This is a genomic window from Nocardia sp. NPDC004718, assembly GCF_053601535.1.
Window position 1 is genome coordinate 1 of the sequence record NZ_JBSGCA010000096.1, and the last position, 11,680, is coordinate 11,680.

10 protein-coding genes are annotated in these 11,680 nt (G+C 68.1%); 1 reads left to right on the plus strand and 9 read right to left on the minus strand.

The window, feature by feature from the left end:
* Positions 1-165: 165 nt before the first annotated feature.
* Positions 166-846, plus strand: a complete 681-nt coding sequence (locus ACWEH3_RS34780) for a hypothetical protein (RefSeq protein WP_450026112.1) — start codon at positions 166-168, stop codon at positions 844-846.
* 1,344 nt (positions 847-2,190) lie between these two features.
* Here ACWEH3_RS34780 and ACWEH3_RS34785 read toward each other — a convergent pair.
* Genes ACWEH3_RS34785 through ACWEH3_RS34825 form a run of 9 tightly spaced genes read right to left on the minus strand, consistent with a single transcriptional unit; the run spans position 2,191 to position 11,503 of the window.
* Positions 2,191-2,520, minus strand: a complete 330-nt coding sequence (locus ACWEH3_RS34785; RefSeq protein ID WP_450026114.1) for a hypothetical protein — start codon at positions 2,518-2,520, stop codon at positions 2,191-2,193.
* Positions 2,517-2,957 (minus strand): hypothetical protein, encoded by a 441-nt coding sequence (locus ACWEH3_RS34790; protein ID WP_450026116.1) that lies wholly within the window; start codon positions 2,955-2,957, stop codon positions 2,517-2,519. The genes ACWEH3_RS34785 and ACWEH3_RS34790 overlap by 4 nt, the downstream gene beginning before the upstream one ends.
* Complete coding sequence (locus ACWEH3_RS34795) at positions 2,954-5,167, minus strand: RRQRL motif-containing zinc-binding protein (RefSeq protein WP_450026118.1); 2,214 nt, start codon at positions 5,165-5,167, stop codon at positions 2,954-2,956. The genes ACWEH3_RS34790 and ACWEH3_RS34795 overlap by 4 nt, the downstream gene beginning before the upstream one ends.
* Positions 5,164-8,172: a toprim domain-containing protein gene (locus ACWEH3_RS34800; RefSeq protein ID WP_450026120.1), complete on the minus strand. Its 3,009-nt coding sequence runs from the start codon at positions 8,170-8,172 to the stop codon at positions 5,164-5,166. The genes ACWEH3_RS34795 and ACWEH3_RS34800 overlap by 4 nt, the downstream gene beginning before the upstream one ends.
* A complete protein-coding gene (locus ACWEH3_RS34805) occupies positions 8,169-8,942 on the minus strand; it encodes a DUF4913 domain-containing protein (RefSeq protein ID WP_450026122.1) in 774 nt (257 codons plus the stop codon). The genes ACWEH3_RS34800 and ACWEH3_RS34805 overlap by 4 nt, the downstream gene beginning before the upstream one ends.
* A complete protein-coding gene (locus tag ACWEH3_RS34810) occupies positions 8,939-10,825 on the minus strand; it encodes a type IV secretory system conjugative DNA transfer family protein (protein ID WP_450026124.1) in 1,887 nt (628 codons plus the stop codon). Before ACWEH3_RS34810 ends, ACWEH3_RS34805 begins: the two co-directional genes overlap by 4 nt.
* The gene (locus ACWEH3_RS34815) at positions 10,825-11,079 is read right to left on the minus strand and encodes a hypothetical protein (protein ID WP_450026126.1); all 255 of its coding nucleotides are present in this window, start codon (positions 11,077-11,079) and stop codon (positions 10,825-10,827) included. Before ACWEH3_RS34815 ends, ACWEH3_RS34810 begins: the two co-directional genes overlap by 1 nt.
* Positions 11,076-11,321, minus strand: a complete 246-nt coding sequence (locus ACWEH3_RS34820; RefSeq protein ID WP_450026128.1) for a hypothetical protein — start codon at positions 11,319-11,321, stop codon at positions 11,076-11,078. The genes ACWEH3_RS34815 and ACWEH3_RS34820 overlap by 4 nt, the downstream gene beginning before the upstream one ends.
* A complete protein-coding gene (locus tag ACWEH3_RS34825; protein WP_450026130.1) occupies positions 11,321-11,503 on the minus strand; it encodes a hypothetical protein in 183 nt (60 codons plus the stop codon). Before ACWEH3_RS34825 ends, ACWEH3_RS34820 begins: the two co-directional genes overlap by 1 nt.
* Between the last annotated feature and the right edge of the window lie 177 nt (positions 11,504-11,680).

Below are 11,680 nucleotides of genomic sequence, written 5' to 3' on the forward strand. Positions count from 1 at the left end.
CCTGGCTCCGAAGCACTGGGTCGATCTTTTTGGGCATGGCCCATATCCTTCCTGCTACCCCATAACGGGGCGGCAGAAAAGCCGGGGCGGTTCAGCCCAGGAGAGGCGATCAGGTTTGTTTCGATTGACACGAACCAGTGAATAAGCGGGACTTACGATTACGCGATGGGATTCGATGCGGCGAAAGGCGCCATCGTGGCCGATGCTTACCGCCGCACCAAGGGTCCGGTGGCCTACCTCGATGAGTCGTATCAGACCCACAACCCGGATGTGAATCCGGCGGAGACGTTCTACGTCTTCACCGCGGTCGTTGTGCGCCAACCCGATATGGCCGAGCTCCGCAGCGGGCTGCGTCAGATCGTCGGCGGCACCTACTGGCATTCCACCGAGGCGTTGCAGGACCCCGACGGTCCGGCCGCGATGAAGGACATGCTGGAGTTTCTCGCCGAGGGGTCCGAGCCCTGCGTGATCGCCCACCGCGTCCCGGTGGCCGCCGACGACAAGGACGGTGAAGCGGCGCGGCGTGCGTGCTACCGAGGTGTCGCTGCCGAGCTCGCCGCCGGCGGGGACGGCCTGTGGGATCCGGTCGAGTTGCTCGTGCTCGAGGAACGCAACCAACAGAACTTCCGCAACAAGGACCGCGCCAACCACAAGGAGCTGGTCGCGGAGAACCCCAAGTTCCGCAACGTCCGACTGCTGCAGACCTCACCGAAGTTCGAACACCTGCTCTGGCTGCCCGACGTCGTGTCCTCGGCCTACCGGCGCAGCCTCACCCACCGTGACAGCACCTCGAAGCTGTTCAGCATCATCAAAAACCGGGTCCACTTCGTGAAACCGCTGGAGTGACCCACCCCGGAAAAAGAGCAGCCCCCGGCTGCCGTAGCTACACCGAGGGCCAGACCGACTGTCGAGGCATACGCCCGGAGGGCCGGTTCCTTGCTCGCATACGAGACTAACACGCAAGCCGTGCGAAACCATCCCACGTTTCGAGCAAGCACACAAGGCCATCGCCCGCCCACGACACCGCAGGGCCCGGCCCGTGGAGAACAACCGAGCCCGCGGCGTTTCGACCAGTGCCCGAACTCGACGCTTCAGACCCCGGCCTCACCCGAGACACTGCCACTCCACTCAGATATGTCAAGTAGCTATCACTGGTCGTGACGCTCGAGGCGGAGTTGCCCGTCACCCCCGGTGAGCAGCGGTAACGTCGACGAGGCCTCGATATCCCGTCGAGGAAGTTCGCCTCACCGCTTCGGCCCCCGGATCCTGCACCGGGGCCGAAGTCGCGTCCACGGTTCTCGCCCGACGGGCCGCGATCCGGTATCTCTGACCTGCGAAGTTTCCGGTTTCGAGCACGGAACCGCGAGCCTGTCCGTGGCGGGCTGGTCGCGTTCTGAAGTGTTGTCATCGCCGCGCACGCGACACGCGTGAACCGCGGTATCGGGCATCCTGGTGGCCGAGGGGCCTATTGTCTGCTGCCGCTACGGGCTGTTCGGAGGTTCGTGGCAGCGCATGAAGATGGCTAGGCAACCCGAGGCTCCGGCTCGACATCTATTCCCTGCTCGGCCGGGGTTCTCGGGCGTATCCGCTGATTGCGTCGCACCCCGTGATCCACACGTCACACGGCGATGGCAGGGCCCCGCTCACACTCTCACAATCACTCCTCACCAGGGGCGGGCCTTCACGCCGACCGGCATCCCCGCAGCCACCGGGTCGGTGAAACGACCCCGGCTCCCTCGCTGTCGGCTGATGAGGGGGCCGGGGTCGCTGTTCCAACCGCAGGTGCTGCCGGCGCCCCTGGTGTTGTGAGGACCCGGGCGCGACGGAATCCATTTGATCACGAGAAATGTTGTGCAACAAAGCTTTTGAAACGGTATTCCATCGATTGATCATGAAAAATACTGTTGGACAGTGGGTTTGGTGTAATCGAAACAGACGCAAGGTTCATGAATTGCCTGTCTGTCCAGGAGTATCGGCCATGTCAGATGGCAGGTGACCTGCGTTCGACCACACCCGCCGAATGAGCTCGTGGAACTCTTCCTCGTCGCAGGCAGGTCGGACCCCGCCTGGAATTCGGTGGTCGGTTCGTGGTTTCGTGGGTACGAGTAGGCCCCTGGGAGGTTCGGTCTCCCAGGGGCCTACTCGCTTGTGTTCGTGTTGTCGGGCTCTACTCGTGTGTTCGCGTGGTGGTTACCGGATATCCTCGATTCGGATCTGTGCGTCGGCGGAGTGGATGGTGGCGCCGGTTCGGCCGGTGCGGGTGGTCCAGTCGTTGAGTCGCTGGTATCCGCAGACGCGCAGAAGTTCGTCGGCGGCGTCGATGTCGACCGGCCCGGCCGTGTGCGGGGTGCCGTCGAAGGTCAGGGATTCCCACCAGCATTCGATGTTGAGGCCGACGATGGTTCCGTCGCCGCCGTGTTCTTCCCAGGGGTCGGATTGGAACAGGTCGATCACCGCGCCGTCGGGGTGGTCGAGGCGGGCGCAGATGTAGACGTAGACGATGTCGTCGATCTCGGTCACCGCGCCACCACCGGTTCGGGTGCGGGTGCGTGGGTGGCGAGGAGTTCGGCTTCGCGGACCCAGTCGGTGAGCAGCAGGTTGATCGTGTTCAACGCTGCCGCGGTGATACCGGCGGCGGTGAGCACTGCGGTGAGTTCGATCCGGGAACGGTGATACAGCGCCTTGCTCTCGGCCGTGTCCGAGACCAAGGCGATCCGCCACAGGGCGAACTCGATGTTCTGGGCGGTGTGTTCGATGACCTCCTGGTGACGCGGGGCGAGCAGTTCGGTTGGCCCCAGCAGTGCGGTGAGCAGGCTCCCGCGTGAGGTCGACATGCGGGTCACGGCCCGCTCGTGACGCTGCGCGGTGGTGTCGAGGGTGGGTTCGTCGGTGCGGGTCATGGTGATGTCTCCGAATGTGATGGTGGGGAAGGTGTTCGAGGGGTCGATGCGGGTCATTGCCCGAGCTCCGGCGAGTGCAGCTCACGACGCCCAGCGGCCCGCGTCTGGGCTCGAGCGCGGGCCTGGGCCTGCACGTGAGCCTCCTGGGCGGGAGCCCGGTCGGGGCGGGGTGCGCGGGCTCGCCCGGAGCCCGATGCGCGGCCGGCGACGGCGGCCTGGCGCTGGGCGATGGAGTCGTTGCGGGCGGCGACGGCGCGATCGAGCTTGGCCTTCCACTGCTGCTCGCGCTGTACGGCGGTCTTGCCCAATTCCCCAGCCTGGCGGGCGCGCTCGTCGATCAGCTCCCGTATCTCGGTTCGTGCCTCCTCGCCGACGCCCGCCTTGGCCAGCTGCGTGCTCAGGCGGGCGCGTTTGTCGGCGTAGGACTTGCGTTCGGCCTCGATGCCACCGTTGCCGCGGGCGCCGCAGGCCACGGTGTAGAGCGAGTCCCCGATCGCCGACACCGCGACGGTGAGGCGTTCGGCATCCCAGCCGTGGGGCTCGACGCCGGACGCCTCGATGCGCTGGGTGATCGCTTCCCGGGTCGCGGCCGAGAGCCGGGACGCGGGCACACCGACACGAACGACGTCCGCGTCGGCTTTGGTGCGCTCGTCGGCGAACAACAGCTCCGGCAGCTGCTTGTGGTCGCGGATGGCTCCGGCGTCGATATCGGCGAGCACAGCTGAGAGCTGGGCCCGTTCCACCGCGGCCAGTCCCTTGCTGTCCTGGATCGTGGCGCGCAGCTGTTCACGCTGCTGGGTCAGGCGGGTGATCCGGTCGCTGGTCTCGTCGGTGACGCCCGGAATGTCGTTCGCGCCGAGCCGCTCGCGTTCCTCCGCGCTGAAGCCACCGACGGCGAGATAGTCGGCCACGCTACGCAATTCGCCGTAATCGGCGGCATACTCGGTGATTGCTTCGGCGAGCTCGTAGCGGTCGACGTGATCTGGCCACAGCCGAAAATCGACCTCACCGCCTCGAGCGATCTGCATCCCGGCCTGACGGACCCGATCCTGGTCGGCGGCGGTCATGACCGAGATCTCCTCGCCCACCATCGACGCGGCCTTCGGGTTGCTCGCGAACAGCTCCAGCAGACGCGGCACCCGCCCGCGGGCCTCCTCGCCCGGGTCGACGAGGACCGGGCTGTCGAGCAGGTCGACCTCAGCGGTGTTCCCGCGCAGGTAGTCGACGATGAATTCCACCCGGGCCATGTCGGGCTCGGGCAGCTTCGCCGCCGCCAGATCGAAGCTCAGGTGTTCCCGGCGCTTCGCCTCATCGCGCAGATGCGCCCGTGGATCGGCTGCGGAGATCCCGATTCCCTGCCATACCGAAATGGCGCGCATCGCAGCATCCTTCGCGGTGTCCAGCAGCGGCATGGCGGACACGATGTCCATCACGGCGGACTCGCGGTCGAACAGCCGCCATGCCTTGGCGTGGTCTTGCGCATCGACCGCATCGAAGTCCGGGGCGATGCTGACGGCGAAGTTCTCGGCGTCGATGAGAACGCCCCACTGCTCGGCGTAGTCGTAGGTGAGCTGACGCAGGTGCTTGGTGGCGATCTCGGAGTTGGGGTGCCACATCAGCGCATCGGCCAGCGCCGCAACGGCCGCCGTCGGATTGTCCTGCCGCCTGGCCTGCAGGCGGGCCTCGGCGCGGGCCTGGCCCTGTTCGGACTTGGCGAGGAGTTCGGCGACCGCGTCGGGCCCGGCAGCCTGGGCCTGTTCGACAGCCTTCGCCAGGCGCTGGTCGCGGTAGCGGGCCTGGTTGACCGCGACCGTGGCCAGCAGGTACGCCATCCGCTGACCGTGCCCGGTCGGGGTGTCGAGTCCCAGCTGGTCGGGGACATCGATGCTCGGTTCTGACATGAGATTTCCTTCTTCCTGCAGGGTGGGTTTCTGCTCCCAGCCGGGAGCAGGTTCGAGCGGGGCGCTGATCTCGGCGCGGGAGAATCCGCGTCGTTCGGCGGCCCGGAGCTGGTGTTCTCGGGTGGCTTTGTGGATCGCTTCCAACTGCGCGGGACTCGGCACGCGCTTGTCGGGGGCGAGATCGACGTCGAACAGCCGCGCCACCACACGCCGGCCCCGGACCTTGCCGACCATGAGAGCGACGAGGGACTGACCGGGGCTTTTGCCCATCTCCCGCAGCTGACGGCGGGTTTTCAGACCGGGCGGGGCCAGGCCCCAGCCGTACTCCTGACGGAATTCGTCCGGGGCCTCATCGACGGTGGTCATCGGCCGAGGTCGTTGTCGTCGAGACCGCGGCCTTTGCCGCGATGGTGGGTGTGCTGCACGCCCGCGCCGGGGGCGTTTTTGCGGGCCTTATCCGGGATGCGCCTGACCGCTGCGGAGGCTGGTTTGGCGCGTCCGGCATCAGCGGCCATGCGCTGGGCGACCTGGTCAGGGTCCATGAAGGCTTCGAGAGTGGCCGCGAACTCGGCGCGGCGTTCGGGACTGTCGTAGGCCGGTTTCTCCGGGGCCCGTTCGGCTTCGACGGCTTCGCGGCGCTGCTCCCACCTCTCAGCGATCCGCTGAGCCTGTTCGCCGATGCTGGCGGCCTCGCTGGCGGCCAGTTCCAGATGCCCCTGCACCCGCTCACGCATCGACTTGCCCACCCCAGCCGCTTGCATGGTCAGGTTGAGCCGTTCCTGAACTTGGGTGTCGCCGTAGTCGCTCCAGCTGGCGCGGCCGGCGGCCAGCGCGGACTGGGCGTCCATGACCCGGGTGAGGTCCTCGCGAGTGCGGCGCAGCGTGCCGCGCGGCACCGCGTTGGTGTCCAACAGGTTCTCGACCTGGTGGCGGTGGGCGCGGCTGGCGTCATGCGCGATGCGCCCGGCCCGCTCGGCGTCGAGGGCGGCGGCGGAGCGGTCGTCGGCGAACAGCATCTCCGGTGTGGTGGCCTTGCCCGCTTCCACGTCCCGCAGCACGGCGGTGAGCTGGTCTTTCTCCAACTGGTGCAGGCCCTTGCCGTCGGTGATGGCGTGGGTGATCGTCTTGCGGTGTTTGGCGGCCTGCTTGCGCATCGCGGCGGCGGTGGCGTCGTCGATGTTGTTGGCGCGCACCGCGGCAGCGTCGGCCTGCGGTGCCAGGGTCGCGTACATGCGCACCACGGCGGCCAGCTCGTCGCGGTCCACGTGATCGGGCCACAGCGGCGCGTACGTGGCGGCGGGGTTCTTGCGGATCTCGTTACCGCGGGCGCGGGCTTTGGCCTGGTCTTCCGGGGTCAGAACCTTGAGGGCTTCATTCAGCCGCGCCCGGATCGAGGCGGTCAGGTTGCGGTTGCCCACCTTCAGCCGGTCCTGGTAGGCGGCGAACAGCTTGTCGATGCCCGGTTTGGCTTCCTCCCCGGGATCGACCAGCGCGGCACCGAGTTTGCGCAGCTCGGTGGTCGGTGTCGTCGCCGACACGGTGCCCAGCTCCTCGTCGGTCACCTGCTGGCCGGGGGTGCCCAGGTAGGCGGCGACGAACCGGATCCGGGTGACTGTCTGCTCACCGACGCCCTTGTCGGCCATCTTCTTGCTCAACGCAGTCAGTTCGGTGGCGGTGGGGTTGGCCCGCCACTTCTCGATCTCGGCGTAGAGCTCCTCCTTCACCGACTGGTCGAGCTCCTCGGCCGCGACCATCTCGACCATGCGGTCCTGGGCCTTGCGCAGCCGGTCCTTCGATGCCCGCTCGACCTCGGCCGCCTGCAGGCTGACCGCCAGCTCCGGGGACACTTCACCGTCGGGAACGACCTCACCGGTGACGGCGTCGATGTCGATGCCGTAGCGCTGGGCCACATGGGCTTTCAGCTCGACCAGGGCCTTGCGCGCGGCCTCGCTGTCAGGAGCCCACGCGGCGGCGTCGGCGACGACCTGGGCGATCTCAGCGCGTGAGGCGTTCTCGAGGCCGCCTTCACGCACCTTCTGAATCCGCGCCTCGGCGGCGGCACGCTGCGCCGCCAGCTCCGCGTCGGCTTGGGCTTTCTCGTCGGCATCGAGGGCGGCTTTGCGCTCGGCGTCGGCGCGGCTGGCTTCGACGTGGCGGCGCGCGGCGGTAATCAGGTACTGCATCAGCATTCGCATGACCCCTGCCCACGCCCCGTTGACGTGGTCGACGGTGTCGTCGTGCTGCGGGTGATGGGCGTTGGTCTCGAACATGAGGCTGCTCATGGAGGGGCCTTCCTGGGGTGTAGACGAAGCCGCCGAGACGACATCGGTCTCGGCGGCGGGGATTTCGGGAACAGGCGCGGCCGACGCGGCCGGGCCGGTGGGGGTGAGGGGATCCAGATGCGGGATCGGCTCCAACTCGCCGATCTCGTGACCGGCCTGCAAGTGGTCGAACAGGTCCTTGCCGGTGGCGGCCTGCACGACCCGCACCCGGCCCGCGAGTCCGGCGAGGGTGCCCATCACCTTCTCGGCGCGGCGATATCCGGGGGCGTCCTTGTCGGCGACGATCACGACCGTGGCGGCGCCACGCAGCCACGCCGCATGCTCGGCACTCCACGACAGCGCCCCGCCGGCGTTGGTGGTAGCGACCAGATTCGCGGACTGGGCGGCGAGGACGTCCTTCTCGCCCTCGCAGACATAGACGGTGCGGCCCTCACCGATCGCCTCCAGCAGCTGCGGGAGCTGGAACGGGATCGGCGCGAACCCGCCGGATTCCATCCGGCCCGTCTGCGGATTCCAGTGGCGCTGGTGGAACTGCTTGTCGCGGCCACGCTCGAAATCGGCTTCCCGGCGCACGACCTCACCGGCGAGGGTGCCGTCGGCACACACATACGGGTAGGCAGCGGTCTGCTTCCACGCCGTCACCTGATTGCCGCGGTCGGTCTTCTGGTTGACCAGCGGCAACCCGGCCGCATCGATCGCCCGCTGTGCGCGGGTCACCCGCCGAGGCCGAACCTGCTGCACGCGACGGTGAGCGCCGCGCCCGCGCGTGAGCGGGTTGTCATACAGGTCGCGGACCTCGAGCCCGAGTGTGTCGAGGATGTCGCGGTCGTCGCAGCCGGTGAAGCACTTGACCTTTGTCTTCTGCTCGCCCGCCAGGTACTTGATGCCCAGCGACGGTGTGTGATGACCGCCGCCGGCCTCGTGGACCGGGCAGCAGAACTTGACCCAGGATCCGGACGGGCGTCCCGGGCCAACTGCCTGCTCCAGCGCGGCGAGGATCGTCTCCCACGAACCCCGGCTACGATCGGCCTCGCGCGCGCCCGCGCGTACGCGCGCCCGTGAAGCCCGGTCGGGGGCCGGGGCGCTCATCCGGGGAACTCCCAGCTGCCCGGGACCGGGCGGCGGTGCCCGACCGGCGCGGCGGGCACCACCAGCCCCGAGGGAGTGACCGGCTGGTCGTAGGAGTCGTCCTCGAAGACCTCCGGCGGGGCGATCACGACCGGCAGCTTCGGCAGCCTGTTGCTGTGACCCTCGGCGACCGAGCAGAACTCGAACGGGCCGGTCTTGTCGAAGATCCGTTCCATCATCGGGTCGAAATACACCAGCCACCACGTCGCGAGCTCGGTCTCCTGGCCCTGGCGCAGGTGCTCGAACGCCTGGTGCAGCGCCTGGAACCGGGCGACCACCTCGCCGTGAACCCACCACAGCGGGCACCAGTGCAGCCGCCCGTTGAGGATCGACACCTTGCGCCGGTAGATCTCGATCACGTAGTCCTCGACGAACTCCTTCACCGTCGGGAACATCAGCTCGCGCGGCTCGGGCTCCTGCTCGGCCTCCACCTCCAGCTCAAGTTCGGGTTCGGGTTCCGGGACGGGCTCGGGCTCGGGTTGCGGGGCGGGGTTGAGGGCGAGTTCGGCCTCGAGGATCGCGGTTTCGCGCATCCCGGCGATGACCTCCGGGGTCAGCATGTCCGCGATCACGCCATCGGCGATCTTCTTGGCCTCGGCGCTGATCTGCGTGGTGACGGCCTTGCGGATCGCGGTGTCGAGCAGCTCTCCGAGATCCATCTGCGGCACCACCCGCTCTGTGGCGTCGGCGTCGGCGGCGGGGATGGTGGGCTGAGTTGCGTTGTCGGTCATGCGGTCTTGCCTTCCTCATCGGTCCACGGCCGCACCACACGCAGATGCGCACGTTCGGCCGACGTGGTGGGGTGGGAGTTGTCGAGCTCGTGCAGCGCCGCGGTGATCTGATCGGCGTAGGGCCGTTCGAACCAGGGCACGGTGGCGGCGAGAGTGGCGCGGTGACCGGAGGTGAACACCAGCGCGCGCCCCTTGGGCAAGGCGGCCAGATCACTGGGGGCGAGGGTGATCTCGGTGGCGCGCGAGGTGGAGGTCGACCGGCTGGTGCTGCCGTTGCTGCCGTTGCTGTGGCTGGTGCTGGTCGAGGTGACCAGCTCGTAGTGCTGCCCGACCAGCTCGCTCATGTCCTTGAGGAACCCGGTGTCCTTCAGGCCCGCGCCGAGAGTCAGCACGTTGGTGGCCGACAGCAACGCCCGCATGCCCGCCTCGCCCCAGCAGCGCATGCCCTGAGCCCACGACTGCAAGATCGTCATCACGACCATGCCGCGCGACCCGTAATGGGAGTACTGCTTGGGCAGATCGGCCCAGCGCACGATGTTGGCGGCCTCATCCAGCACGATCAACAGCGGCACCGGCAACCGCCCGCCCGGATGACGACGGCCCTCACTCTTGCCCGCGTCGCCGATCGCCGCACACAACGCCGTCACCAGCGGGCCCGCGGAGCCCTTACCCTCCTCCGACAGCGGGAACAAGGTGTCACGAGAGGTCACGAAGTCCGCGACATCGAACGCCCGCCGCGGCGCCTCACCCTTGGCCGGCGGGGTGACCCACGGCCGGATCCGCGAGTACTTCAGGCACGACGCCATCTTCTTCGCCGTGGAGAACACCCCGGAGCGTTGCTTGGGATCTGCGTTGTACTGGTCCGACAGCGCGGCGGCGAACAGGTCGCACCCGTTTGCTTGCAGGATCTCGATCGGCTCGTGGTCATTGACCCTGGTCACCCACTTGAACGCCTGCGTGATCGGGCGCTTGGCCATCGCGCACGCCAAAAACAGCCCCGTGAGGAGGTCTTCGCCCTCCTTGGGGAAGAAGTTGTCGCCCCTGGCGTCCTCGCCGTCTTCGGACGTGGCGAAATGCCCGGCGAGCTTGGCGGCGCGTTCCTCCGCATCGCTGCCGCCGTTCGCGGCCACCCACGCGATCGGATCCCAGTACCAGGTGCACGGCTCCTCGGCCACGCCCTGGGGGTCGAACACATGCACGTCACCGACCAGTGCGCGCGCCTTGCGGGTCGCATCCACCACATCCCGCTTGTTGCTGGTGGCGACCACCGCGCCGATGGCCTCCATCACCGCCGGAATCACCCGGGAGGTCGACTTGCCCGAGCGCGGACCCCAGATGTCCAGGTGCAGGTCTTCATACGAGGCGTAGAGGTCCTGACCGTCGGCGACGGTGCGGCCGATCAGCACGCCCGGCTCGTCGCCGTCGCGCAGCTGCACCCGCAGGTCTTTCGCCTTGCCCAAGATCGCGTCGCGGCGCAGGTCTGCCAGCTCCTTGCCCCGGGCCATGTAGCGGGCCTGGGAGTCGATGGCCTCCTTACGGATGCGCTTGCGCTGGGCGGCTTTCCCGGCCAGCTGGCGGCACTTCGCGCAGCCCGCGCGCCACGCCCACACCGACCCGGCCACCGACAGCGCGGTCCCGGCCACCAACGTGACCGCACCACCGGTCGCGGCACCGGTCCACGCCAGATCACCGGTCGCGATGTTGAGCGCCATCGTCAGCGGGTTCCAGGACACGTGCTGCTCGGGGCCGCCGTAGAGGGCCTCACCGACCCGGATCGACATCCCCGCCGCCTCACCCACACCGATCGCAGCAGCGACAGCGACCGGGTAACCCCAGGTCTGCGCGAAATCAGAGCCGTTGGGCTGCTTCACATTGCGGTCCATCAGGCGCCGCCTTCCATGAGATCGGCCAGCAGCACCACACGGGTCGCGCCGTCATGGCCATGAATGGTCTCGATGTCCTCGATGCGAGCGGCCTCGACCGTGGTGCGGACCTCGCCACGCCACCGCATCGACACCGCCCCGTCCGGCCACACCACGCCGTCAGCGACCACACCGACGCCGGAGAACCCCGTGACGTCGGTGTCGCGGTGCAGCTGGAAAACCCGCACACCCGTGCAGGTCTCGATGCCCGTCATCGCGCAACCCCCGCACCCGGAGTCGCCGTCACGGTCGCGGTGCAGAACGGAGCGCAGCCGCCACCGGTCGGGATCGTCGAGCCCGGCCCGAAATCCGTGCAGGACACGACCACACACACGATGGCGGCGAAGACGACGACCGCGGCGAACATCGCGGCCATCGCCCCGACCACACCGATGCCGTTGCCGCCGGTATCGGGCACGATCGGGATCACCACATCGACCACACGCTCGCGCGCCATCACCGCACCTCCTCGACCAGCCGGTAGAGGCGGGTGTCGGTGAGGCGAGCGGCGTCCATCGTCTGGACGCGGGTCAGCGCCAGCTCGACACCGTCGCGCACGACGACCCGGTAGGTGATCTCGCAGCGCTCGACGCCCTTGTGATCGGTGCGCGGCTCGTCGATCTCGACCACCGCGATCACACGCGCACCGTCGCGGTAGACGTCGGTGTAGCGCTGATCGACCTCGATCAGAACACCCTTCGAAGTGGTGTAACTCAGCCGCTGGCTATGTCAACGTGAAGTGGCCCCGGTGTGACGGGTTGAGTTGGCCCCGGGCTGCGTTTCAGGAAGATGGAGACATTTCTGGCTGGGAACGGT